Origin of the sequence: Halalkalibacter suaedae, assembly GCF_017939705.1 — a bacterium.
GTDB lineage: Bacteria > Bacillota > Bacilli > Bacillales > Bacillaceae_D > Halalkalibacter > Halalkalibacter suaedae.
This window is the reverse complement of sequence record NZ_JAGKSQ010000012.1, coordinates 1-24146: the sequence shown is the minus strand read 5'-3', so window position 1 is coordinate 24146 and position 24146 is coordinate 1. Positions and strand designations below refer to the sequence as shown.

The 24146-nt window shown below is 39.6% G+C and carries 23 protein-coding genes, 11 tRNA genes and 1 rRNA gene; 34 read left to right on the top strand and 1 reads right to left on the bottom strand.

Annotated features, from left to right (window positions below; genetic code table 11):
* Positions 1-189: 189 nt before the first annotated feature.
* The 21 genes from J7W16_RS19560 to J7W16_RS19460 all read left to right on the top strand — a co-directional run bounded on the left by J7W16_RS19560 (position 190) and on the right by J7W16_RS19460 (position 21888).
* Positions 190-1203, top strand: a complete 1014-nt coding sequence (locus J7W16_RS19560) for a LolA family protein (protein WP_210599173.1) — start codon at positions 190-192, stop codon at positions 1201-1203.
* Between the two features lie 103 nt (positions 1204-1306).
* Complete coding sequence (alr, locus tag J7W16_RS19555; protein ID WP_210599172.1) at positions 1307-2443, top strand: alanine racemase; 1137 nt, start codon at positions 1307-1309, stop codon at positions 2441-2443.
* A 107-nt stretch (positions 2444-2550) separates the two neighbouring features.
* A complete protein-coding gene (locus tag J7W16_RS19550) occupies positions 2551-2835 on the top strand; it encodes a CopG family ribbon-helix-helix protein (protein ID WP_210599171.1) in 285 nt (94 codons plus the stop codon).
* 3 nt (positions 2836-2838) lie between these two features.
* Entirely contained in the window at positions 2839-3189 is a 351-nt protein-coding gene (locus tag J7W16_RS19545; RefSeq protein ID WP_034631315.1) for a type II toxin-antitoxin system PemK/MazF family toxin, read from the top strand.
* A gap of 158 nt (positions 3190-3347) precedes the next feature.
* Positions 3348-4166, top strand: coding sequence for an STAS domain-containing protein (locus J7W16_RS19540; RefSeq protein WP_210599170.1), 819 nt, complete (start codon positions 3348-3350; stop codon positions 4164-4166).
* A gap of 16 nt (positions 4167-4182) precedes the next feature.
* Positions 4183-4539 (top strand): STAS domain-containing protein, encoded by a 357-nt coding sequence (locus J7W16_RS19535; RefSeq protein WP_210599169.1) that lies wholly within the window; start codon positions 4183-4185, stop codon positions 4537-4539.
* Between the two features lie 2 nt (positions 4540-4541).
* The gene (locus J7W16_RS19530) at positions 4542-4955 is read left to right on the top strand and encodes an anti-sigma regulatory factor (RefSeq protein WP_210599168.1); all 414 of its coding nucleotides are present in this window, start codon (positions 4542-4544) and stop codon (positions 4953-4955) included.
* A gap of 27 nt (positions 4956-4982) precedes the next feature.
* Complete coding sequence (locus J7W16_RS19525) at positions 4983-5996, top strand: PP2C family protein-serine/threonine phosphatase (RefSeq protein WP_210599167.1); 1014 nt, start codon at positions 4983-4985, stop codon at positions 5994-5996.
* A gap of 55 nt (positions 5997-6051) precedes the next feature.
* A complete protein-coding gene (locus J7W16_RS19520) occupies positions 6052-6381 on the top strand; it encodes an STAS domain-containing protein (RefSeq protein WP_210599166.1) in 330 nt (109 codons plus the stop codon).
* Positions 6378-6863, top strand: coding sequence for an anti-sigma B factor RsbW (gene rsbW, locus J7W16_RS19515; RefSeq protein WP_210599165.1), 486 nt, complete (start codon positions 6378-6380; stop codon positions 6861-6863). Before J7W16_RS19520 ends, rsbW begins: the two co-directional genes overlap by 4 nt.
* The gene (sigB, locus tag J7W16_RS19510; protein WP_210599164.1) at positions 6826-7611 is read left to right on the top strand and encodes an RNA polymerase sigma factor SigB; all 786 of its coding nucleotides are present in this window, start codon (positions 6826-6828) and stop codon (positions 7609-7611) included. Before rsbW ends, sigB begins: the two co-directional genes overlap by 38 nt.
* Complete coding sequence (locus tag J7W16_RS19505) at positions 7611-8210, top strand: SpoIIE family protein phosphatase (protein WP_210599163.1); 600 nt, start codon at positions 7611-7613, stop codon at positions 8208-8210. Before sigB ends, J7W16_RS19505 begins: the two co-directional genes overlap by 1 nt.
* Positions 8211-8453: 243 nt before the next feature.
* Positions 8454-9431 (top strand): sugar ABC transporter substrate-binding protein, encoded by a 978-nt coding sequence (locus J7W16_RS19500; protein WP_210599162.1) that lies wholly within the window; start codon positions 8454-8456, stop codon positions 9429-9431.
* Positions 9428-10888 (top strand): sensor histidine kinase, encoded by a 1461-nt coding sequence (locus tag J7W16_RS19495; protein ID WP_210599161.1) that lies wholly within the window; start codon positions 9428-9430, stop codon positions 10886-10888. The genes J7W16_RS19500 and J7W16_RS19495 overlap by 4 nt, the downstream gene beginning before the upstream one ends.
* The gene (locus J7W16_RS19490) at positions 10866-12392 is read left to right on the top strand and encodes a response regulator (protein WP_210599160.1); all 1527 of its coding nucleotides are present in this window, start codon (positions 10866-10868) and stop codon (positions 12390-12392) included. The genes J7W16_RS19495 and J7W16_RS19490 overlap by 23 nt, the downstream gene beginning before the upstream one ends.
* A gap of 34 nt (positions 12393-12426) precedes the next feature.
* Complete coding sequence (locus J7W16_RS19485; RefSeq protein WP_210599159.1) at positions 12427-13515, top strand: sugar ABC transporter substrate-binding protein; 1089 nt, start codon at positions 12427-12429, stop codon at positions 13513-13515.
* Between the two features lie 242 nt (positions 13516-13757).
* Positions 13758-14882, top strand: coding sequence for a sugar ABC transporter substrate-binding protein (locus J7W16_RS19480; RefSeq protein ID WP_210599158.1), 1125 nt, complete (start codon positions 13758-13760; stop codon positions 14880-14882).
* 90 nt (positions 14883-14972) lie between these two features.
* Positions 14973-16493: a sugar ABC transporter ATP-binding protein gene (locus J7W16_RS19475; protein ID WP_210599157.1), complete on the top strand. Its 1521-nt coding sequence runs from the start codon at positions 14973-14975 to the stop codon at positions 16491-16493.
* A 12-nt stretch (positions 16494-16505) separates the two neighbouring features.
* Positions 16506-17681, top strand: a complete 1176-nt coding sequence (locus J7W16_RS19470; RefSeq protein ID WP_210599156.1) for a sugar ABC transporter permease — start codon at positions 16506-16508, stop codon at positions 17679-17681.
* 92 nt (positions 17682-17773) lie between these two features.
* Positions 17774-19483, top strand: coding sequence for a methyl-accepting chemotaxis protein (locus tag J7W16_RS22665; RefSeq protein ID WP_210599155.1), 1710 nt, complete (start codon positions 17774-17776; stop codon positions 19481-19483).
* A gap of 227 nt (positions 19484-19710) precedes the next feature.
* Positions 19711-21888: a Tex family protein gene (locus tag J7W16_RS19460; RefSeq protein ID WP_210599154.1), complete on the top strand. Its 2178-nt coding sequence runs from the start codon at positions 19711-19713 to the stop codon at positions 21886-21888.
* A 78-nt stretch (positions 21889-21966) separates the two neighbouring features.
* Here J7W16_RS19460 and cmpA read toward each other — a convergent pair whose 3' ends face one another.
* A complete protein-coding gene (gene cmpA, locus J7W16_RS19455) occupies positions 21967-22101 on the bottom strand; it encodes a cortex morphogenetic protein CmpA (protein ID WP_210599153.1) in 135 nt (44 codons plus the stop codon).
* Between the two features lie 84 nt (positions 22102-22185).
* Here cmpA and J7W16_RS19450 point away from each other — a divergent pair, with 84 nt between their 5' ends.
* The 13 genes from J7W16_RS19450 to J7W16_RS19390 form a co-directional block, all read left to right on the top strand.
* Positions 22186-22656: a SprT family protein gene (locus J7W16_RS19450; RefSeq protein ID WP_210599152.1), complete on the top strand. Its 471-nt coding sequence runs from the start codon at positions 22186-22188 to the stop codon at positions 22654-22656.
* Between the two features lie 123 nt (positions 22657-22779).
* Positions 22780-22854 (top strand) — tRNA-Asn (locus tag J7W16_RS19445).
* Position 22855: 1 nt separating this feature from the next.
* Positions 22856-22946, top strand: a tRNA-Ser gene (locus J7W16_RS19440).
* Positions 22947-22964: 18 nt separating this feature from the next.
* Positions 22965-23039: transfer RNA gene (locus J7W16_RS19435), tRNA-Glu, on the top strand.
* A 3-nt stretch (positions 23040-23042) separates the two neighbouring features.
* Positions 23043-23118 (top strand) — tRNA-Val (locus tag J7W16_RS19430).
* A gap of 7 nt (positions 23119-23125) precedes the next feature.
* Positions 23126-23202 (top strand) — tRNA-Asp (locus tag J7W16_RS19425).
* 23 nt (positions 23203-23225) lie between these two features.
* Positions 23226-23307 (top strand) — tRNA-Leu (locus tag J7W16_RS19420).
* Positions 23308-23342: 35 nt separating this feature from the next.
* Positions 23343-23429, top strand: a tRNA-Leu gene (locus J7W16_RS19415).
* Positions 23430-23460: 31 nt separating this feature from the next.
* Positions 23461-23537 (top strand) — tRNA-Arg (locus J7W16_RS19410).
* Positions 23538-23546: 9 nt separating this feature from the next.
* Positions 23547-23623 (top strand) — tRNA-Pro (locus J7W16_RS19405).
* Between the two features lie 58 nt (positions 23624-23681).
* Positions 23682-23755: transfer RNA gene (locus tag J7W16_RS19400), tRNA-Gly, on the top strand.
* 41 nt (positions 23756-23796) lie between these two features.
* Positions 23797-23873, top strand: a tRNA-Ile gene (locus tag J7W16_RS19395).
* 203 nt (positions 23874-24076) lie between these two features.
* Positions 24077-24146, top strand: a 16S ribosomal RNA gene (locus J7W16_RS19390); the annotation flags it as partial.

Below are 24146 nucleotides of genomic sequence, written 5' to 3'. Positions count from 1 at the left end.
GTTGTCTCATATGATTGTAGTGCGAATAGAAGAGGAGAGTCATTCAACGTCAGGTCTAGTTCTAAGAGAGCCTAATTCCTGCTCGGAGGCATTGCCAGTCATGTAAGCCGGAAGTAGAAGGGCACAACAACATGAGAGCCGTCTTGAATGCATTCATTCTTCTTTCAAATGAGACTAAGGGGTGAAGGCATGAAAAAAGCAATATGGTTCGCTGCAATCGGTCTACTATTATCAATGGTTCTTGTAGCTTGCGGTGAAAAAACACAAGAGGACATTATGACAGATTTGGAAAACAAAAAGGAAGAAATGACTGGGTACAAAGCAACCGCTACGATGACGCTTGAAACCGGTAAAGAACAGCAGACATATGGTGTTGAAGTCTGGCATGAGGCTGACAGTAACTATCGAGTTGCTCTAGAAAATGAAAATCAAGATCAAAGTCAAATCATTCTTCGCAATGATGAAGGTGTATTCGTGTTGACACCTGCATTGAACAAAAGTTTCCGTTTCCAAAGTGATTGGCCGACAAATGGTAGTCAAGTATACTTGTATGAATCTCTTATCCAAGATATCTTAATGGATCCTGAGCGTTCTTTCCAAGCGGATGAAGAGTTTTATGTATTCCAAACGAACACGAACTACCAAAATAAAAACTTGCATACACAGGAAATTAAGTTAAATAAGAAGGATCTTTCTCCGGTTCAAGTAAAGGTAATGAACGCTGACCTTGAAGTGCTTGTTCAACTGGACTTCACTAGCTTCGAGTGGAATACTAGCTTTAATGAAGGGGATTTTGATACTGAGCGTAATATGACTGGTGCTCAAATGTCAGAAGAACCAGCTATGGCAGAGCCAAGTGAGCCGATGATGGTTCATTATCCAATGTACAAACCAGATGGTACAGAATTTGAATCGTCTGAAAGCGTTGGTTCAGAAGACGGTGAGCGAGTGGTGCTTCAATACAAAGGTGAGCAACCATTTACAATTATTCAAGAAAAGAGTAAGGTCGTTCCTGCTTCAACACCAATGAATATGAGCGGTCAAGGTGAGCCAGTTGATTTAGGATTCACAATTGGTGTCATGACTGGTGAGTCTCTCACTTGGACTTATAATGGTGTCGATTTCTTCCTAGCTTCTGAGAATTTAAGTGCTGAAGAAATGCTATCAATCGCAAGCTCTGTCTACGGTACTGAAGAGAAATAAGAAGAGGAAGGCTCAGCATCAGCTGAGTCTTTTTCGTTTCATTATGATAAAATAGATACAAGAAGAAAGAGATTTGGGTTGGTCGTCATTGGAGGATAGACAAATGGATAAGGTGTTTTACCGCGATACTTGGGCAGAAATAAATTTGAGTGCAATCAAGGATAATATTCAAGCCGTCTCTCGACTATATCAAGGTCGGGAAGTTCATGTAATGGCTGTTGTCAAAGCAAATGGTTATGGGCATGGTGCAATTGAAGTTGCAAAAGCGGCTTTAGATGCAGGGGCTACGCATCTAGCAGTCGCTTTATTAGACGAAGCGATTGAATTAAGACAGGCCGGTATTGTGGCACCTATATTGGTTTTTGGTCGTATTCGTCCGGAAGATGCAGTAGTGGCTGCAAAGTGGCAGGTAATCTTGACTGTGTACCAATTGGAATGGTTGAAGATAGCGAATGAGAGTCTATCTCAAGATACAAGGATTCAGGTGCATTTGAAAATAGACACCGGCATGGGAAGAGTTGGAATGAGAAACGAAGAGGATGTTCAGTCCGTTCTCGATTTCATTCAAGAATCGACTGTTTTTGAGCTGAATGGAATTTATACTCATTTTGCTACAGCTGATGAGCTTAATACTTCCTATGTTGAAAAACAATACAGTCGTTTCTTAACCATACTAACTCTGTTAGAAGAACGAAAGATACAGATACCTTTCATTCATTGTGGGAACAGTGCAACAGGTCTCCGTTTTCCAGAAAAGGTATTTAATCTGTTCCGTTTTGGAATCTCATTATATGGTTTGACTCCATCACCAGAGATCACTGAGGAACTACCAATAATTCTAAAACCAGCGTTCACCTTAAAGACAAAAATTGTTCAGGTAAAACAACTTCCTGCTGATGAATGCATTAGCTACGGGGCAACGTATCAAACAACGAAAGACGAGTGGATTGCGACAATACCGATTGGCTACGCAGATGGCTGGATTAGACACAATAGCACAAAGGGTGGAGAGGTGCTCGTCAACGGGGAGCGTGCTCCGTTTGTAGGTCGAATTTGTATGGATCAATGTATGATTCGGTTGCCAGAACCAGTAGAAGTAGGGACAGTTGTTACGTTAATCGGCGAGGATGGCGAGGATTCTATATCAATGGAAGAGGTAGCAAAAAGGCTTGATACAATAAATTATGAAGTGCCTTGTATCATTAGTGCACGAGTACCTAGACTGTATGTAGAAAGATAATTATTACTAATAAAAAAGTAGCGATCTTCTTTGCAAATCAGCCCAGCTAGTGATATGATTAATCTTGGATATAAATAGGCTATGTAAATGGTGGATGCTGGGGGTGGATGTTTGTGTCAGAGCAAAGCACAGAACGAATTGTAATTAATTTGCCACAACATTTGTTGAACGAGGTGGACGGTGTGATTAAACAAGAGAACGTCGATCGTAGTGAATTTATTTCGCAAGCAACAAAAATGTACCTTCGAGAACGTAAAAAACGTCAAATTCGTGAGACTATGCAACAAGGTTACATGGAAATGGCGAAAATCAATCTAAATATTGCATCAGAATCTTTTCTTGCCGAGGAGGAAGCAGAGAATACCCTCGATCGCTTAGTGAGTGGGGTGTAGCCCTTGATTGTCAAACGAGGTGACGTATACTTTGCGGATCTCTCTCCAGTTGTAGGGTCAGAGCAAGGTGGAGTTCGACCAGTTCTTGTCATTCAAAATGACATTGGTAATCGTTTTAGTCCTACCGTCATTGTTGCGGCGATTACTGCACAAATACAAAAAGCAAAATTACCGACTCATGTAGAGATTAATGCTAAACGCTATGGATTTGACCGTGATTCTGTTATTTTGCTCGAACAGGTGCGAACCATTGATAAGCAACGATTAACAGACAAAATCACACATTTAGATGATGATATGATGAATCGTGTGAATGATGCTCTTTTCATTAGTTTAGGACTTATTGATTTTTAATGAGAGAATGAGTGAACTCCGCGTTTATTACGTGCGGAGTTTTTTGTTTTGCTTTGTGTTTTTGTTGAAATGTATGTAAAGTTTTACATGAAATAATACTTTGCAACTAGAAATAACTCATGAAATAATTAAATTACATATTTAGGAGGATCTTTAATATGCAACCATATTTGGTTTCACTTATTACGAACCAGCGACAAGCTCTACTTGAGCAATGGGAAAAAGAGCTAGAAGCGGTTAGACAAGAAAACTATTTGGATTCAGTTTCCGATACAGTCTATAAAAATACCAATCGTGAATTTATGCAATTCATTATAGGTATGGTAGACACAGACCAGCAGGAAGCAAAACAACGGATTAGTGCGTTTGCAGAAGAGTATATTCATAGTGGATGGCCACTAGCTTATTTCACACAAGGCTTACAGGCATTTCGTAGAACGGTTCTAGCAGTCTATTCAACTTCAACATCGAACATGGAAGATTTCGCAGAGACATTCAGTAATTTAGAAAATTGGGTTGACCGCATCATTAATCAACTTATTCATGACTATACAGGTTCGTGGGAAGATATCTTTGAGATGCAGAAGCTATCATTACTAGAATTATCTGCTCCGCTTATTCCGGTGTTTGAAGATGTTACTGTTATGCCGCTTATCGGAACAATTGATACAAATAGAGCAAAGTTGATTATGGAAAACCTTTTGTCAGGTGTGATTGAGCATCGTTCACAGGTTGTTTTGATTGATATTACTGGGGTTCCTGTTGTGGACACAATGGTTGCTCATCATATTATTCAAGCATCCGAAGCGGTTCGACTAGTTGGTGCTACTTGCATTCTAGTTGGTATTCGTCCTGAAATAGCACAAACAATCGTAAACCTAGGAATTGATTTAAGTCGCTTCCCGACAAAGAGTTCATTGAAAAAAGGAATCGAAACGGCGTTTGAGATGACGAATAAAAAAGTTGTTGCTTTATAAGCTGGAGGAAAAAAACATGAGAATTCCAATTTTAAAATTACGTCAATATTTGTTAATAAGTGTACAGGTCGAACTTGATGATCAAACTGCATTAAGGTTTCAGGAAGATCTTCTTAATAAAATTCATTCAGAAGGATCGATAGGAGTTGTTATTGATTTAACCTCCGTTGATATGATTGATTCTTTTATTGCAAAAGTATTAGGCGATGTTGTTGATATGTCTGGTTTGATGGGGGCAAAGGTTGTTCTAACAGGAATTCAACCGGCCGTAGCGATTACGCTGATTGATATGGGAATTAAATTACAAGACGTTCGAACTGCGTTGGATTTAGAACAAGGTCTTGAAAAGCTCCAACTAGAATTGGAGGGATAACAATGGAGAGTCAATCCTGTGTAGAGGTGAAGAACGAGTGGGGGATTGTAGCTGCTCGTCAAGCTGGACGAACATTATCAAAGGAACTTGGCTTTGGTAGTGTCGATCAAGCACGAATTACAACGGCGATATCTGAGCTTGCACGTAATATTTATTTATATGCAAAGCGAGGAGAAATATGCTTAGAGCCTGTTGAAAAAACAGGAAAGACAGGCTTGAAAAAAGGTATACGTGTGATTGCTCAAGACCGTGGACCCGGTATTCCTGATATCCGTCAAGTGATGATCGATGGATTTACAACTTCAGGAGGTATGGGGGCTGGGTTACCTGGTGTAAAAAGACTGATGGATGAATTCTCTATTGACTCAACTACTGGAGAGGGTACGACTGTTACGACAATCAAGTGGTTGATATAGTGTAATTCTTTTGGAAGAGGGATGAATATGGAGAAGAAGGCAACAAACCTAGAATATAGATATAAATATATTCTAGAGGCATTTGTGAATCAGAAGAGCGAGCAGGGTCTTTATCAAGCACAGCAATTTAGTAAAATGCTGCTTGAAGAGCAGATTTCACCTGAGGAGCTTGTTAGTATCCACCGTTCAGCACTAGAAGAACTATTTCCCTTCATTCAAAAAGAAATGGTTGATTCTCTTGATTTATTGTTAGAGGTCATGATGGGGTATGGACTAGCCTACCGTGAGCATCAAAGTTTACGAGATAGACAACTAGAGCTTGAGTTAGAAATTGATGTTGCGGCTAACATGCAACAAACTTTACTACCAAAGCAGGTTCCGCTTATAGAAGGCTTAGATATAGGAGTTATTAGCATTCCTGCAAATAAAATGAGTGGTGATTATTATCATTTCATTCAAGATGATAATGGCTGTGTAGGGGTAGCTATTGCCGATATTATCGGTAAGGGCGTTCCTGCTGCCTTATGCATGTCAATGATCAAATATGCGATGGATAGTTTGCCAGAACTCAGTCTTCAACCAGGGGTTCTTTTAGAAAACTTGAACCGAGTAGTTGAGCAAAATGTGAATGATAGTATGTTCATTACAATGATGTACGGATCCTACGATCCTCGCACCCATTTATTTAAATATTCAGGTGCCGGCCATGAACCAGGTTTCTACTATGATTCTTCAACAGGTGAAATTAATGAATTGTATGCTAGAGGCTTAGTCCTTGGATTATCTAGGAAAACTCAATATCAGGAATTCACTAAAAAGCTAAATGTAGATGACTTTATCATCTTTTTATCTGATGGGGTAACAGAATCAAGGAACGAAGATCGGTTTATTGAACGTGAGGAAATTATTAAACTGATAGAAACGTATATGCATTTACCAGCGCAAGAGTTTGTTGAGAATGTTTATAGTGATTTGGCAAAGTGGCAGGAGTTTTATTTGAAAGATGACTTTACAATGATGGTTTTTAAGAGGCATGTTTAGAAACAGTATGTTGGTGGTATATAAATAGTAATGATCAAGAAAGTAGGGATGAAGCGTGAACTTATCAATACGTTACGAGAAAATGGAAGATGGTCATTTTGTCTACTTATCGGGAGAGATTGATGCATATACTGCACCACAATTAAGAGAGTCGTTATTACCTTTAGCAGAACAAGTTGACGAAGATGTGACTGTTGACTTGTCTGATGTGCAATATATAGATAGTACTGGTCTTGGTATCTTTATAGGAGTGTTCAAGGCAATGCATGCACATAAGGGCAGATTAATGCTTGTAGGTATGTCTGAGCGCGTTGAACGACTATTTACGATAACAGGATTAGATGAAGTGATTACAATCGAGAAAAAAGGAGAGGGTCTAGCATGAGTCAGCAAGAGTTTGATCACATACAAATGTCTATTCCTGCCAAGCCAGAGTATGTCGGGGTTGTTCGTTTGACTGTTTCTGGAATCGCCAATCGTATTGGGTTTTCCTATGATGATATTGAAGACATGAAGATTGCGGTTGCAGAAGCATGTACCAACGTTGTGAATCACGCTTATCAAGATGAAGGAACAATGAATGTATCTTTCTTTTTATATGAGGATCGAATGGAAATCATTATTGCTGACCGTGGACAGAGCTTCGATGTAGATACAATCCGAAATAATCTAGGACCTATTGATTCAAATAAGCCTATTGTTGACTTGAAAGAAGGTGGACTTGGTTTATTTCTGATTAGTACATTGATGGATAAAGTAGAAATTAACGATGAATCCGGGATTGTCTTAATGATGACAAAGTTCCTACGCGGAGATGAGGTGGAGCATCATGTCGACCGAATCACTACAGCACAGCCGAAACAATGAAGAAGTATACGAATGGATTAGTCAGTACCAAAAAAATGGTGACAGTGATGTCCAATTAAAAATTGTTAAACATTACGAGGCGCTGGTAAGATCCTTATCACGAAAATTTTCAAAAGGTCGTGACTATGACGAGGATCTATTCCAAGTGGGGATGGTTGGTTTGTTAGCTGCGATGGATCGTTTCGATGGAGAGTTTGGTCGGAGCTTTGAATCCTTTGCTGTCCCGACAATTGTCGGCGAAATAAAAAGATTTATTCGCGATAAAACTTGGAGTGTTCATGTGCCTCGCCGTATTAAGGAGCTAGGTCCCAAAATAAAGAAAACAGTAGAAGAGCTAACGACAGAATACCAACGTTCACCGCTTGTTCATGAAATTGCTGAGAAATTAGAAGTTACTGAAGAGGAAGTGCTTGAGACGCTAGAAATGAGTAAGAGCTATCAAGCATTATCGGTGGATCGATCCCTTGAAGCTGATCAAGAGGGTGGAGAGGTTACGCTTCTCGATCTTGTCGGGGATGATGACGCTGGTTATGATATGGCGGATAAGCAGCTACTATTAGAAAAGGCTTTTCGCGTTTTGGATGAGCGAGAGAAGCAAATTCTTTATTACACCTATTTTGATAACTACAGTCAAAAAGAAACCGGTGATAAGCTCGGAATCTCTCAAATGCACGTCTCTCGTTTACAACGAAAGGCATTAGAGAAATTAAGAAAAAATATTAATATTGAACCCTCGGAGATCCTTTAATGATTAAGCATTATGATGATGGAAAAACGGAAATCGTTGCAATTGAACGGGCCAAGCCTGGGAATCGGTGTTGTGGTGATGCGAATGAAGTTATTCACACAGATGAATATACATTATGTGTTGTTGCAGATGGTTTAGGTAGTGGAGAAGGGGCCAAGCAATCAGCTAATATAGTTATAGATACAATTCAATCAATGCACGCTAAACCAGTAGAAGAAATGGCCTCTGCTTGTAATGATGCTCTTGTAAATAAAAGAGGGGCAGTTATTACGATTGTTAAAATACATTACGTAAAAAAAGAGATTACTTACTGTAATTTCGGAAATATTGGCTTTTTGATGTGCTCCCCAAATGGACAAATCTTTCAACCGATGCCAGCTAGAGGGTATTTATCAGGTAGGAAGCAGCGTCTAACTAGTAATCGTGTTCCTTACGAAAGTGGGACTGTGTTCTTTATTTATTCGGATGGGATTGAATCACCCTTAAATAAGAAAGAGCTGCTAACCATTAGATTTCCAGAACAAGCAAGTGAGATACTAGAAGAGAAAATTGAGCATGCGAGAGATGATGTGACCGCATTGCTAGGTAAATTAAAATAGGCTTGTCGAACCAGAAATGGCGACAAGCCTATTTTGTATTTAATAAGAAATCTTGAAGTGACCGATTTTAACAATAATATACTAATTAATAGAGTTCATAAGTAAGTTCATATAATATAGTTGTTTGGGTAGTTCGTTCTCATTTGGGTTACTAACAATTTAATTTTATTGTATTTTTCATTATGGCTGATGTTAATAGCCTGTTATAATGAAAATTAGTCTTAACGTAAGGAGTTACTTTTCATGAAAAAGATCGTTACTGTTGTAACCGCTATCATATGTATGTTTCTATTTTATCTTACATTAAAGTCGGTTTTAAATGTGTTTGATCCGGGATGGCAGTTGCCAGAGGCGTCGGATGAAGAGTTAATTGATAATCGAATTGTCTTGATCACTCAAGAGCTGGACACGCCCTTTTGGGATCAGGTAAGTGCTGGTGCAATGAAGCAGGCTGAAGATGACGGGGCAAGGCTCGAAATATGGGGGAGCTACGGAAACAATCAGGATGATTTTCTTAAGCAAATTGAAATCGCAATTTATTCCAAAGTTGATGGGATCATCGTTCAAGGGTTAGATACAGATGAATTCAAGGAATTAACAAAGGTAAAAGCCTCTTCTTACGGGGTGCCGGTCATTACCGTAGCTAATGATATACCAATGGCAGAGAGTTTGCGTAGAACATATGTAGGTTCTAATCAACATTTGGCTGGTAGGATGATTGCCAAACAGCTCGTTCAGGATATGGGAGAAGAGGGCGAGGTCGTCCTCATGCTTGATAAGAGACAGGAATATTACCAGATACAGCGATTAAAGGGAATTCGAGAATATCTTGCTGAATATCCAGGTATTAAAATGATTGAAGCCGAAACGGGCGATCGACGTGAACAGGTGATTACTACAACGAAGGATTTAATGAACCGGATGCCAGGTATTGATGCCTTTATTACAGTAAATGCCAAATTTACTGATGATCTAATAGAGGAAATTGAAAGACGCTCACAGGTGGAAGGGTATTATATCTATTCCTTTGATGATGATCCTGCGTCACTTACTTTGCTCGAGCAAGGGAAAATAGATGGAATGATTGAACAATCTCCTTCATTGATGGGAAAACTAAGTGTGGAATTAATGATGGATTATTTAAATGAAGAGGTTTTGCCACTAAATTTAGATGGCTATCTTACCGAGGTGCAAATGGTGAAACAGGTGAACGTAGAATGAATAGCCTACAGAAGAAAATTTGGGGTCTAGCATTAATTGTTCTCTTAATTATGACAGCAAGCTGGATTTCTTTGATTTACTACAATCAAAAAATGCTTGACCAATATAACAATATTCTTGAGCGGTATTTGGTTATGAATGAAATTACGAGTGTCAGCCAACAAACGGTCACCTCATTAAACAATTATATACTTAGTCCCTCTGCCGCTAACTATGAACTGATTAATCAAAACAAAAAAGAAATTGAAACAATGAAGAATGAAGTTATTGAGTTCAAGAATGTAGAAAATGAATTAGCTCTAACTAATTATGTTAACTTGATAGATAGCCTTATTGAAACCGTTGATCGTTCTTTATTTTTTCAATCTGAAGCCGAAACGGAATATTCAATGAGTGCATTTAGAGAAGCGACGCATGTCTCTAACTATATATCTGAAATGACACTTACACTAATTGATCTAGAGCTACGGACATATGATGTCTTCTATAGAGGGATTATTAATCAGTCTGAAGAGCTTAAGCAGCTTGGAATCTGGCTCCTGCTTTCAATTATATTGGTCCTTTTACTCTTTACGTATTGGTTCTCTCAGCGGATTACAAAACCAGTTGAGAAGCTAACATCTGCAGCGAATGCACTGTCAAGAGGGCGTTTTGATTTGAAAGTCGAAGTGGAATCAAAGGATGAAATTGCTTTCCTAGCAATGACCTTTGAGCGTATGAGGGTAAGTATTAATAATCTGATATCGGAAATCCATCATAAAGCTCAGCTAGAAAAAGAGCTACAGCAAAACAAGCTTCTATTGAAAGAAAGCCAATTACGTAATCTACAGAGCCAAATCAATCCACATTTTTTGTTTAATACACTAAATACCCTTTCAAAAAAGGCGTATATGGAGGGTTCTGAAGAAACGAGTGACTTACTAGTTAGTGTCGCTAGTCTGTTACGTTATAACTTAAAACATTTGGATAAGCCGATGTCACTGTATGATGAAGTCAATGTGTTACAACAATATATTGATATTCAGAAATCAAGATACACAGACAGACTCAGGTTTTATACAGATATCGATGAATCCTGCCTCGGCATAAAAATTCCGGGACTAACCTTGCAGCCGCTTGTTGAAAATGCGGTCATCTATGCTGTTGAACCACTAGAAGATGGTGGAACCATTTGGTTTCGAATTAGGGACGATGGCGATAGGGTCACTGTTGAAGTTGAAGATGATGGTCCGGGAATGACAGAAGAGAAAATACAAGAAATCTTATTAGAAAAGTTAGATACAGAAGGAAGACAGTCCACTGGGATTGGCTTAAATAATGTGATGAAGCGTCTCCGTCTCTTTAATGGAAGTGATGATGTAATGAGTATTGAGAGTAATGTAGGAAGTGGGACGAAGGTAATTATTCATCTTTTAAAAGAGAGGAGAAATGAAGATGATCAAAATACTAATCGTTGATGATGAACAAGTCGAAAGAGATGGTCTACAAACGATCCTCGATAAACATTTCTCGGATATTGTGATTCAACAAGCGAAAAATGGACGGATTGCGATTGAGGTTGCTGCAGAATTTGAACCGGACCTAGTCTTTATGGATATTCAAATGCCGGGATTATCTGGGCTTGAAGTAATCGAGAAAATGAAATCAGATCATCCTCATATTAAGTTTATCCTAGTGACGGCTTATGCGACATTTGATTATGCCAAGGTCGCGATGGGACTTGGAGTTGTTGATTATTTAGTGAAACCAAGTCGAGTTAAGGAGATCGTTGAGTCAGTAGAAAACGTGATTTCTAAAATGATCTCTGAGCGCAAAGAGAATCGGCAGCAACAAAATACATTGGAAAAAGCGAGATCTTTATTTGAAACGGATGTTGTTACTCAGCTGTTATTTGATCATGTCCACGAAGTCCATTTGGAAGAATTAATGGACATGCTCGATATTCAAGCAACTGAAGAGAAGTTTGTGATGAGCCTTATTGTGCCAGATGGATTTGAATCATGCTACACCGCGGTGAAGGAGAAAGTAAGTAGTACAGGGAGTGGTATGGTCGGCGCACTATATGGTCGTCAGCTTCCTATTGTAGTCTTTCGGAAGCCAGATTTATCGTTTCGGACTCAGGCGACGCTGTTATCAAGAGAGATTTTGTCACTTTCAAGGTCATCTGAGAATGTAGAATGGTTTATTGGAATTGGGAAAGTATATAGCTCCATACATCAAATTCGACAGTCCTATCAAGAGTCTCTCATTGCGACTGGAGACACTAAGATACCGGCTAGATATCGATTCTACGAGGATTTACCTGCACTTACACCTGGGTTTGATGAGCGAACCAATAAGAAAAATGAAGAGCTATATTTCGAGCATATTCGTAATGGTGAATGGAACGAAATCAATCGAAACTTCACTGAGCTTATTGACCGCTTTGAGCAAGAGGGTAAGAAACTACAGCAGACCCAACAACGAGTGATGGAACTGTTTTGGATTGCTTCTCGTATCTTGAGTGAAATGGGAGTCGATTCTGATATACCGTTGTATTCATTTCAATCAACGGATTATCGACAGCTACGGGCCGAAACAAATCAATTGTTAGAAAGAATGCAAAGGCTACATGAGGAGCATCAGTCTACACTTGAAGCAGATACCGTTCAACAAATTAAACAATATATTATCGACCATGCCCATGAGGATATATCATTAGATGCCATAGGTAGGGAGGTTGCTTTAAGTCCAATTTATATTAGTAAGATTTTTAAAGAACAGCTTGGAGTGAATTATATTCACTTTTTAACGGAGTGTCGGATTGAGAAGGCGAAGAAACTCATGCGTGATCCAGCAAAAAGCTTAAAGGAAATTACCTTTGAAGTTGGTTACCATGATCCGAACTATTTTAGTAAGGTATTTAAAAAGATCTGTCATGCCTCTCCAACGGAATATCGAAAGAAATTACTTGCTAACTAACGCCTAGATCATTCAAATGATAGGAGGGAATCGAATGAAGCGGTTATTTACTCTACTAAATCTAGGAATGCTGTTGCTCGTATTAACTACATTTCTTTATGCATGTGAAAACAGTGAGACACCAATTGCTGAATCTGAATATCAGACCGAGACTGGATCTAATGAAGTAGAGCGATCACCCGATGAGCCTATCAGAATTGGATTTGCGATGGATACATTAACGGAAGAACGTTGGTTAAAGGACAGGGATTATTTTGAGGAATCGGTTGAAGCTCTTGGTGCAGAGGTAGAAATTATGACTTCACATGGGGATGATGCATTACAAATTTGGCAGGCCGAAACGATGATCAGCCATGGAATCGACCTACTCGTCATTGTTCCGCATAATGCTGAATCAACAGCAGCTATCGTGGAAAAAGCACATTCTGCGGGTATTAAGGTTCTATCCTATGACCGGCTTGTGAAAAATGCAGCAGTTGATATGTATGTATCTTATGACAATGAACAAGTAGGAGTCCTGCAAGCACAAGCCATCACTAGCCTTGTCCCTAAAGGAAAATATGTCTATATTGGAGGTGCTGAAACGGATAATAATGCCCATATGGTTAAGAAGGGTGTGTTCAGTGTCCTCCAGCCACTAATCAATAATGGGGATATTACAATTGTATTTGACCAATGGACAAAAGACTGGTTGCCGGTAAACGCAAAAGAAAATATGGAGCTTGCCTTAGATGCCAACAATAACGAGATTGATGCGGTTATTGCGGCTAATGATGCAACAGCGGGTGCTGTAATTGAAGTGCTTGAGGAACGTGGGCTTGCTGGGGTCATACCTGTTGCAGGACAAGACGCAGACCTAGCAGCAGTTCAACGTATCCTTAAAGGAACGCAGACCCTCACTGTTTATAAGCCGATTAAAGAGCTGACTATGATAGCTGCTGAGCTTGCCATTGCACTAGCGAGAGAAGAAGAAATAGGGAGATTCATGAATGTAAATAACGGCAAAATGGAAGTTCCTTCGATTCTCCTTAAACCAATTATTGTCGATCAATCTAATGTAGATGAGACGATTATTGCAGATGAATTCCATACTAGAGAGGAAATTTACTTAGAAAATAATTAGCTTGGATTGTCATGTCATTCATTAGTAATCAAATCATAGCGGAAAGTGCTTAGGGAGTTTGGATTTCAGTCCATACTCCCTTTTTCATGGTCTTTTAAATGCAAGTCCCTTTAAATAACCATGTTAAAAAAGTACAGATCAATAATGAAATAACGCTATAAGAAAACGTTTTCACCCCCTATACCTGATGATATATTAGGTTTGTAAGCAATTACATTAATTTTTGAGAGGGGTTAAACATAATGAAAAAAGGGTTTAAATCAATTGCTATCTTATTAGTAGGAATTATGTCTATACTTTTTGTTGCCGCATGTGGCAGTAGTAATAGCACTGGCGGTAGTGGTGGAGCTGGCGTAAGTGTTGGTATCGTATTACCGACAAAGGATGAGCCAAGATGGGTTCAAGATGAAGGAAGATTTAAGGCAGCACTTTCTGATTCGGAATACACAACTGAAATTCTATTTAGCCAAGGTTCTTCTGCGAAAGAAAAAGAAAACGTAGAAACATTAATTAGTAAAGGAATTGAAGTTTTAATCATCGCACCACATGATGGTCCAGCAGCAGCTTCTGCAGTTGAAGCAGCGAAGGAAGAAGGAATTACAGTTATCTCTTATGATCGTCTAATCACTGATACAGAAGCAGTAGATTATTATGTAACGTTTGACAGTATTGCAGTAGGTGCAGCACAAGGTCAATATTTAGTTGACAATGTAGAAGGTACAGGTGTTCCACTTTACCTATACGCTGGTGCAGCATCTGATAACAACGCATTCTTATTCTTTGAAGGTGCTTGGAATGTTCTTCAACCAAAAATTGCTGATGGTACATTTGTAATCGCTAACTCTAGCGAAGCAGAAGCTTTAAAAGATAAAGCGACACTTAGTCGTGATGAAATGGGTAAAATCTTAGGTCAGGTAACAACGAACTGGGATCCAGCAGAAGCAAAGAACAAAGCTGAAACGCACTTAACATCTGCAGGTGCTGAATTAAAAGGTGACATCGCAATCTTAGCTCCAAACGACGGTACTTCTCGTTCAATCGCTGACGTATTTGCTTCAGATGGGGAAGTAACTAGCTATGTTGTAACTGGTCAAGATGCTGAGCAAGCTTCAATCCAATACATCATTGACGGTAAGCAATCTATGACTGTATTCAAGGATGTTCGTTCTTTAGTTGAAGATGCAATGGGTATGGCTATTGAAGTCCTTGATGGTAACACTCCAGAAACAACAGGTACGTATAACAACGGTAGCATCGATGTAAATGCAAAACAAACGGATGTTATCGTAGTTGATCAAGCGAACGTAAAAGCAGAATTGATTGATTCTGGATACTATGAAGCTAGTCAATTTACGGGATTAGAATAATAGAACTAATACAATTATGGGGATGAGTGTTGGATCAATCTAACGCTCATTCCTCTGGTTTTAAAGTTGTCTGGTTAAGGAGGCAAAGTAATGAGTGATTATATTTTAGAAATGAACCAGATATCAAAAGAGTTTCCAGGCGTGAAGGCACTCTCTAATGTCAATTTCAAAGTCGAAAGAGGAGAAATTCACTTCCTTGTTGGAGAAAATGGTGCTGGTAAGTCTACGTTAATGAAGGTACTTAGCGGGGTTTATCCATTCGGCACGTATTCTGGTGATATTGTCTACAATGGAGAAATCCAAAAATACAATAAGATTAGCGATAGCGTCGACGTTGGCGTTGTTATCATTTATCAAGAATTAGCACTATTCCCTGATCTATCGGTATACGAAAATATATTTGCAGGAAATGAAATACAAAAAGGCGGCGTCCTTGATTGGAACAAAGCGATTGTTGAATCCAAAAATCTGCTTAATAAAGTAGGATTAAAGGTTAACCCAGAAATCTTAATTAAAGAGTTAGGTGTAGGTAAACAGCAGCTAGTTGAAATTGCGAAAGCATTAAGTAAAGAAGTAAAGCTTCTAATCTTAGATGAGCCGACTGCTGCGTTAAATGAAGATGATAGCGCGAATCTATTGGAGCTGTTACTTGAATTGAAAAAGCAAGGGATCACATCGATTATGATCTCTCACAAACTAAAAGAGGTTATCGCAATTGCTGATAAGGCCACTGTCCTACGCGATGGAGAAACGATTTGTACATTAGATGCATCCAAGGGTGAAATTACTGAGACCAATATTATTAAGAACATGGTTGGTCGTGAAATTGAAGATATTTACCCGAAACGAGCGAAAAAAGTGTTGGGTGAGAATATTCTTGAATTATCTAACTGGACGGCCTACGATTCAAGACTTGGACGGAATGTAGCCACTAATGTAGATCTCCATGTGAAAAAGGGAGAAATTGTTGGCATAGCAGGTCTAATGGGTTCGGGTCGTACAGAGCTTGCACTTAGTATTTTTGGAAATGCAGAAAACTATAAGGTACAAGGGGATCTCATTGTAGAAGGGAAAAAGACCCATTTCAAACACACAAGCGAAGCCATCAAGGCAGGAATTGCCTATGTAACGGAAGATAGAAAAGGCGATGGGTTATTCTTATTGCAAGACATTAAAAGTAATATTTCGATCGGAAATTTAAAGCAAATTTCACCTGGTGGTAAAGTGAATGAAAATGAAGAAATGGTCATTGCTCAAGGTTATCGTGAATCCTTAAAAATCAAGACACCGTCACTACAACAATTGGTTGGAAAATTAAGTGGAGGAAACCAGCAGAAAGTGTCTCTAGGAAAATGGCTATTTGTTGGTCCGAAACTATTAATCTTAGATGAACCGACACGAGGAATTGATGTCGGTGCAAAATTTGAAATCTACACAGTCATGAATGAATTAATTGCTCAAGGAATGAGTATTATTATGATTTCGTCGGAACTTGGTGAAGTTCTTGGGATGAGTGATCGCATTTATGTCATGGCCGAGGGTGAAATTAAAGGGGAACTTTCTTCAGAGGAAGCAAACCAAGAAAAGATCATGGAACTTGCAACGCAATAGGAGGTTAATAAAATGAAGTATATTAAAGAATTATCGGGATTGTTAAAGCATAATATCCGGGATTACGGAATGTATATCGCTTTAGCTGTCATTATGATCACGTTTCAAATTTTGACTGATGGTTTATTCCTTTCTTCACGTAATATTAGTAATTTATTAGATTCTGCTGGTTATATCGCCGTATTAGCAGTCGGTGTTATGCTTGTTATCGTTATTAGGCACATTGATTTGTCCATCGGATTTTTGGCAGGTTTTCTTGGGGCAATTGCGGCAATCCTTCTTATGCAATTTAATATGCCGGTATTTATTGTTATCCCGATTATACTTGTAATGGGTATCGCAGCTGGTTCAATTACAGGAGCTTTAGTAGCAAAAGTTGGGATTCCAGCATTCGTTGCCACTCTAGCTGGTTGGCTTATCTATCGTGGTGCCCTTTTAATGGTAACTGAAAAAACAGGTACGATTAACGTTGATAATGATGCGTTTAATGCAATTGGGAATGGCTATATACCAGCTATTGCCGAAGTAGCTGGTCTACATTTACTTTCCTTGATTATCGGGGGAATTGGAATCCTATTCTACATTTACAGCGCGATTTCAAATCGTCGAAATAAAATCAAGTATGAGTTTGATGTTGTATCAAAGCCAATCTTTACCCTTCAACTAGTATTTGTATCAGGAATTATTGCTTATATAACATGGCTTCTAGCGGGGTATAACGGTTTCTCTTGGACGGTTATCATCATTATATTAGTTGTCCTGGTTTATCATTTCATTACAACAAAGACGGTTCTTGGACGTCACATTTATGCGGTAGGTAGTAATCCGGAAGCCGCTCACCTTACGGGTATCAACGTAAGTAAAATTACGTTTATCGTATTCGGTTCAATGGGGATGCTTTCAGCGTTATCAGGTATTTTATTTACAGCTCGTTTGGAATCAGCTACAACGACAGCTGGTACATTATTTGAACTAGACGCGATTGCTGCCGCATTCGTTGGTGGTGTATCTGCTGCGGGTGGTGTTGGTAAAGTAACAGGTGCTGTTATCGGTGCGATTGTTATGGCGACTCTCATAAATGGAATGAACTTGTTGGGTGTAGGTATTGCCCCACAATACATGATTCGTGGTGGAGTACTTGCAGCGGCAGTTATCTTTGACGTTATGACTCGTAGACAAAGAGCTTAATACTGATATGGGGAGTGGCCCCTTGTCCAAGAGGGACAAGGGGCCATTTTTCTAATGAGCAATATGTGAAACTTAGAGTAGGGGGTGGGAGTATGAAGAATAAGTTATTCAAGCCACTTAAATTGAATTCGATTAGAGCTAAGATCTTGGTGGGATTTTCAATTGTGGTTGCATTAACGCTAGCATTTGGCGTGTACAATTTCATTGCTTCTACAGCGATTAATTCTGAAACGAAGAATATGATTAATCATCAGCTTCCGCTGTTAATTGCCGATCAAACATTAGGGCATAACATGTCGGAACGGATTAGTCTTGCAAGGGCGTATGTATTAACTGGGAAACAAGAATACATAGATCAGTTTGATGCATATTCAGAAGAAAGTCGAACAGTAGAAACGGAAGCTCTGGAGTTATCGGACTCGCAAGATTTTCAAGACTTAGTGGCTAGGAGTATTGAATGGGAACAACGAGTGAGAGATGAAGTATTTGTTGTATACCAAAGCGGGGACGAAGAGTTAGCTAAGGGAAATATAGAGGGACCTGTAAGAATAGAAGGTATGGAAATTATGAATGGGTATCAATATCTCATTAATAATCGAGAACGACTATTCGAAGGTGCAGGTAACAATCTACTCGTTAATAACGAATCAAATATGGTTGTAGGAATCATCGTTTCGATTGTAGTAGTGGTTATAGGAACGGCATTGGCTATCTATATGGCTTCGATCATTGCTAAACCAATTCAAAGGATTACAAAACGAATGGGCTTGCTTTCTGAAGGCGATTTAAGCCAAGAGCCACTTCAGATAAAGTCGCATGATGAAATTGGACAATTAGTCACAGCTAGTAACAAAATGAATGAGAACATCAAGGGACTACTGGGGCAAATCAGTTCAGTCTCGCATACGGTATCTGCTCAAAGTGATGGACTCACTCAAGCAGCGGGGGAAGTAAAAGAGGGGAGCAGTCAAATAGCTTCGACTATGCAAGAGTTGTCCTCTGGATCTGAAGCACAAGCAACTACGGCCACTCAATTAGCGAGTTCAATGCTTGATTTTACTGGTAAGGTGAACGAGGCGAGTCAAAGAGGAAATGAAGTCAATCAATCCTCGCAACATGTCATTGAAATGGTGGAAAAGGGAAGTCAATTAATGAGCTCTTCTATTCAACAAATGACGTCGATTCACACGATAGTAGGAGAAGCGGTAGAAAAGGTAGGGTCGTTGGACAAGCAGTCAGAGGAAATATCTAAGCTTGTTGGAGTCATTAAGGATATTGCCGATCAAACGAATTTACTGGCGTTGAATGCTGCGATTGAAGCCGCTAGAGCAGGGGAGCATGGTAAAGGATTTTCTGTTGTGGCAGATGAAGTTAGAAAGCTAGCAGAGCAGGTATCTTTATCTGTAGCGGATATTACACATATTGTTGGTAGTATTCAAAGGGACTCTAATCAAGTAACGGAATCACTGCAGTCTGGATATAAAGAAGTAGAAAATGGTACAAACCAAATCCGTACAACTGGCGAAACGTTTGAGATGATTAATGAAGCTCTGTTGGAAATGACTAAAGGGGTGCAGATCATCTCAGGTAATTTGAATACGATCGCAGATAACAGTGAGGAGATCAATAAATCAATCGAAGAAATTGCTGCAGTTTCTGAAGAATCGTCAGCAGGTATTGAACAAGCGGCTTCCTCTGTTAAGCAAACGAGTACTTCCATGGAGGCTGTTGCTACTAGCTCGGAACAGTTAGCGAAGCTCGCGGAAAACCTAAATCAACAAGTAGCGAAGTTTAAGTTTTGACCTAGATTAAGTTAAGAGGTTTCTGATCCTGTTTTGGAGGAGGGCCTCTTTTTTCTTTTTAAAAAGGATAGAAGTCTTACAATTGAAGTCTAGCTCCACAAATTCCTTACTACAACCCTTGAAGGAGAAATCTTTTGCTTTCGTTTGGGCTAGGAAGAGTAGGTCGATTCTCAGTTTCGCTAGTCAATATGATATGATAATACTATTCTTTCTAAAGAGGTGCTCGAATGAATGATGCAAAGAAACAACATACAATCGAATCAATTGCTCAGGAATTGAAAGTAAAGAAAGCGAATGTTGATCAATTAATCAAACTTGTTGAAGAGGGGAATACGGTTCCTTTTATTGCACGTTATCGTAAAGAGATGACAGGTGGTTTAGATGAGGTAGAGATCCGCACAATTGTTGACAAGTGGGAATATGCAAATCAATTAGGACAACGTCAAGAAGAGGTTCTTCGCTTAATTGATGAACAAGGAAAATTGACAGATGAATTGAAAGTAAAAATTACAAATTCTAAGAAGCTTCAAGAGGTTGAAGATTTATACAGACCATTTAAACAGAAGAGACGAACGAAGGCGACTGTTGCTAAGGAGAAAGGCTTAGAGCCCTTTGCTTTATGGTTATATTCCTTCCCGAAGGATGGTTCAATCACGGAAGAGGCGCGTACATATTTAAGTGAGGAGCATGAGCTTCATACAGAGGAAGAGGTCATTCAAGGTGCGAAAGATATCGTTGCTGAGTGGATTTCTGATGAAGCTGACCTTCGAAAGGCAATCCGGTTAACTGGATTTAAGGATGGTAAAATCAAAACTGTCTCCAAGGATACTGAATTGGATGAAAAAGCAGTATTTGAGATGTACTATGAGTATGAAGAGGCAATTAAAGCAATCGTTCCACATCGGATTTTAGCGATGAATCGTGGTGAAAAGGAAGGGATTCTTCGTGTATCGCTAGTGTTCCCAAGTGATCGAATTATTGGTGATATGAAAAGAACGATAATTAAGAATCCATCTTCACTGACAGCTGATTTAGTTAGTGAGGCGATAGAGGATGGCTATAAGCGTTTGATTGAACCGTCAATTGAGAGAGAAATTCGTAATGAATTAACTGAGAAGGCGGAAGAACAAGCGATTCATATCTTTTCAGAGAATTTAAGACATCTACTGCTACAACCTCCGATGAAGGGCAAAGTCGTTCTTGGTGTTGATCCGGCATACCGGACAGGCTGTAAACTTGCGGTTGTTGATGATACAGGAAAGGTGTTAGATATCGCTGTTATTTATCCAACACCTCCGCGTAATGAAGTAGAAAAGGCCACCGAGAAGGTCAAAATGTTAATTGAAGAACATCAGGTTGAGATGATTGCAATTGGAAATGGAACGGCTTCGAGGGAGACAGAGCAGTTTATTGCAGATACGGTGAAACAATTAGCTGATCCGATTTATTATTTGATCGTTAATGAAGCTGGTGCGAGTGTCTATTCGGCATCAGAGCTTGGGAGAGAGGAATTCCCTGATCTGAAAGTTGAAGAAAGAAGTGCAGCTTCTATTGCCCGTAGACTACAAGATCCGCTTGCTGAATTGGTGAAGATTGACCCTAAGTCTGTAGGGGTTGGTCAATATCAACATGACGTTTCTCAAAAACGTTTAAATGATTCATTAACATTTGTTGTAGAGACTGTTGTAAATCAGGTTGGGGTAAATGTAAATACTGCCTCGAGCTCGTTGCTGCAATATGTTGCAGGATTGTCAAAAACTGTAGCAACCAATATCGTTAAACGTCGAGATGAAGAGGGACGTTTTACGAGTCGTACTCAATTGAAGAAAATACCAAGATTAGGTGCAAAGACATATGAACAAGCAATAGGCTTTCTGAGAATTCAAGAAGGCACTCAACCACTTGATGCGACTGCTATTCACCCTGAAAGCTATGATGAAACGAAAAAGCTTTTAAAAAGAATCAATGCGTCTGCAAAAGAAATTGGTACAGATAAGGTGAAGGAACAGCTTCAGTCTATAAATAAAGAGGAGCTTGCTAGTGAACTTGAAATCGGATTACCGACATTAACGGATATAATCGATTCATTGATTCGTCCAAGTCGTGATCCGCGTGATGAAGTAGCGAAGCCTCTTTTAAAGCAGGACGTTTTACAGATGGAGGATTTAAAGGCTGGTATGGAGCTTCAAGGAACAGTGCGCAATGTTGTAGATTTTGGTGCGTTTGTTGATATTGGTGTAAAACAGGACGGTCTTGTCCATATTTCTAAGTTAACAAACCGCTTTGTCAAACACCCACTTGAAGTCGTTTCTGTTGGTGAAATTGTAACAGTTTGGGTTGAACAAGCTGATGTAGAAAAGGGAAGAATTTCACTAACAATGAAAAAACCAGAGGAACAGGTGTAGACTAACAAAGTAAAAACCTCTAAAGAGCCAAGAAGAAGCCACTGGAAAAGGTAAATCGTACCTTTTCAGTGGCTTCTTTTATTTTTGCATCGTCTTAATGGGTACATCTGATTTCTCTTTGTAATAAAACCAGCATTGATTTAAAATTTTAATCTGTGTTCGGTCTTTTTTGTGGTAAGCCCGCCTTAATTGTTGTCTTAGCCAATCTGGCATAAGCAACCATCTCCTTAACAGCTATTTGGATATGTATTATTATATGTATGAGGGTTTGTCAAAGTTGAAGGAATGGTGAAGGTTATGGAAAAAAACATTAAACAATTAGATAATGAGTTGTTGCAGCAATTAGTAGAACGATTATCGTTGGATCATTTTAATCGTCAATTCAAGCATAAAGCAATCTTTAATAATAGGTTGCGAACAACAGGTGGAAGATATCTCTTGCACAATCATAATATTGAGATTAATCCAAAGCAGTTCACCTATTTTGGGGAAGAGGCTTTAATTGGGATTATTAAGCATGAGCTATGCCACTACCATTTACATATAGAAGGAAAAGGATATAAGCACCAGGATCAGGATTTTAAAGCTCTTTTAAAACAAGTTGATGCTCCTCGCTTTTGTGATGTGATTCCTGGGACCACGAATACAATAAAAACGCTTCATAGGTATGTATGTAAAGAGTGTCAACAGGAGTACTCTCGAAGACGAAGGATCAATGTGCAGAAATACGGATGTGGACGCTGCAAAGGGAAACTTAAAAAAATTTAATTAAAGTATTGATTAGCAGGAATGTCCTGTGCTATATTATAGAAGTCGCTGAACGAGGCGATAACAAATAGTTGACAACTGAATGTTATGGTTATATAATATTCCAAGTCAGCAATAAGTTATTCCACAGTAGCTCAGTGGTAGAGCTATCGGCTGTTAACCGATCGGTCGTAGGTTCGAGTCCTACCTGTGGAGCCACGGAGAAGTACCCAAGTGGCTGAAGGGGCGCCCCTGCTAAGGGTGTAGGTCGTTTACGCGGCGCGAGGGTTCAAATCCCTCCTTCTCCGCCACTGTTTTGTTTGATAAGAGGCCCGTTGGTCAAGCGGTTAAGACACCGCCCTTTCACGGCGGTATCACGGGTTCGATTCCCGTACGGGTCACCAATTGGAGGATTAGCTCAGCTGGGAGAGCACCTGCCTTACAAGCAGGGGGTCGGCGGTTCGATCCCGTCATCCTCCACCATTTATTTGGTCCGGTAGTTCAGTTGGTTAGAATGCCTGCCTGTCACGCAGGAGGTCGCGGGTTCGAGTCCCGTCCGGACCGCCATTTATATTTTTCTATGAAATTTCGCGGGTGTGGCGGAATTGGCAGACGCGCTAGACTTAGGATCTAGTGTCTTATGACGTGGGGGTTCAAGTCCCTTCACCCGCACTTTGTTCTTTTAAGAAATGCGATACGGTGTTAATGCGGTTGTGGCGGAATGGCAGACGCGCTAGGTTGAGGGCCTAGTGGGGGTTGACCCCGTGGAGGTTCGAGTCCTCTCAACCGCACCAACTATTCGCTTATTATATGAAGAAACAGTATGCGCCCTTAGCTCAGCTGGATAGAGTGTTTGGCTTCGAACCAAAAGGTCGGGAGTTCGAATCTCTCAGGGCGTGCCATATACATTTCGGGAAGTAGCTCAGCTTGGTAGAGCACTTGGTTTGGGACCAAGGGGTCGCAGGTTCAAATCCTGTCTTCCCGACCATTGTTTTTAAAGTTTTACTTGTTTTCATAGGTATCTTATGATACAGTATTCATTACACGCGGGTGTAGTTTAGTGGTAAAACCTCAGCCTTCCAAGCTGATGTCGTGAGTTCGATTCTCATCACCCGCTCCAAAAAAATAGGCTTTGTAAGGTGCTTTTTTTATGTCTTTTTTGGGCCTGTAGCTCAGCTGGTTAGAGCGCACGCCTGATAAGCGTGAGGTCGGTGGTTCGAGTCCACTCAGGCCCACCAGAAAAAAAGTTCTTGACTACTAGAAAGTCTTAATGTAATATAGTTTAAGTCGCCACTGAGCGGCAAACGAGTTCTTTGAAAACTGAACAAAAGCCAAGCGAAAAAGAGAATTTTACTGTTGACTTCAACAGTAAGGATATCTCGTCAATTTAGACTTTTATTAAAAGTCAGCAACAAGTATTGAGCTATTTAAACTCAACAATTTTATGGAGAGTTTGATCCTGGCTCAGGACGAACGCTGGCGGCGTGCCTAATACATGCAAGTCGAGCGGA

Coding starts and splice junctions, on each gene's coding strand:
- J7W16_RS19560 (WP_210599173.1), top strand. CDS start 190: ATGAAAAAAGCAATATGGTTCGCTGCAATCGGTCTACTATTATCAATG.
- J7W16_RS19540 (WP_210599170.1), top strand. CDS start 3,348: ATGCAACCATATTTGGTTTCACTTATTACGAACCAGCGACAAGCTCTA.
- J7W16_RS19525 (WP_210599167.1), top strand. CDS start 4,983: ATGGAGAAGAAGGCAACAAACCTAGAATATAGATATAAATATATTCTA.
- J7W16_RS19480 (WP_210599158.1), top strand. CDS start 13,758: ATGAAAAAAGGGTTTAAATCAATTGCTATCTTATTAGTAGGAATTATG.
- J7W16_RS19475 (WP_210599157.1), top strand. CDS start 14,973: ATGAGTGATTATATTTTAGAAATGAACCAGATATCAAAAGAGTTTCCA.
- J7W16_RS19450 (WP_210599152.1), top strand. CDS start 22,186: ATGGAAAAAAACATTAAACAATTAGATAATGAGTTGTTGCAGCAATTA.
- J7W16_RS19535 (WP_210599169.1), top strand. CDS start 4,183: ATGAGAATTCCAATTTTAAAATTACGTCAATATTTGTTAATAAGTGTA.
- cmpA (WP_210599153.1), bottom strand. CDS start 22,101: ATGCCAGATTGGCTAAGACAACAATTAAGGCGGGCTTACCACAAAAAA.
- J7W16_RS19550 (WP_210599171.1), top strand. CDS start 2,551: ATGTTTGTGTCAGAGCAAAGCACAGAACGAATTGTAATTAATTTGCCA.
- J7W16_RS19505 (WP_210599163.1), top strand. CDS start 7,611: ATGATTAAGCATTATGATGATGGAAAAACGGAAATCGTTGCAATTGAA.
- rsbW (WP_210599165.1), top strand. CDS start 6,378: ATGAGTCAGCAAGAGTTTGATCACATACAAATGTCTATTCCTGCCAAG.
- J7W16_RS22665 (WP_210599155.1), top strand. CDS start 17,774: ATGAAGAATAAGTTATTCAAGCCACTTAAATTGAATTCGATTAGAGCT.
- J7W16_RS19490 (WP_210599160.1), top strand. CDS start 10,866: ATGATCAAAATACTAATCGTTGATGATGAACAAGTCGAAAGAGATGGT.
- J7W16_RS19485 (WP_210599159.1), top strand. CDS start 12,427: ATGAAGCGGTTATTTACTCTACTAAATCTAGGAATGCTGTTGCTCGTA.
- J7W16_RS19460 (WP_210599154.1), top strand. CDS start 19,711: ATGAATGATGCAAAGAAACAACATACAATCGAATCAATTGCTCAGGAA.
- J7W16_RS19470 (WP_210599156.1), top strand. CDS start 16,506: ATGAAGTATATTAAAGAATTATCGGGATTGTTAAAGCATAATATCCGG.
- alr (WP_210599172.1), top strand. CDS start 1,307: ATGGATAAGGTGTTTTACCGCGATACTTGGGCAGAAATAAATTTGAGT.
- J7W16_RS19500 (WP_210599162.1), top strand. CDS start 8,454: ATGAAAAAGATCGTTACTGTTGTAACCGCTATCATATGTATGTTTCTA.
- J7W16_RS19495 (WP_210599161.1), top strand. CDS start 9,428: ATGAATAGCCTACAGAAGAAAATTTGGGGTCTAGCATTAATTGTTCTC.
- J7W16_RS19530 (WP_210599168.1), top strand. CDS start 4,542: ATGGAGAGTCAATCCTGTGTAGAGGTGAAGAACGAGTGGGGGATTGTA.
- sigB (WP_210599164.1), top strand. CDS start 6,826: ATGTCGACCGAATCACTACAGCACAGCCGAAACAATGAAGAAGTATAC.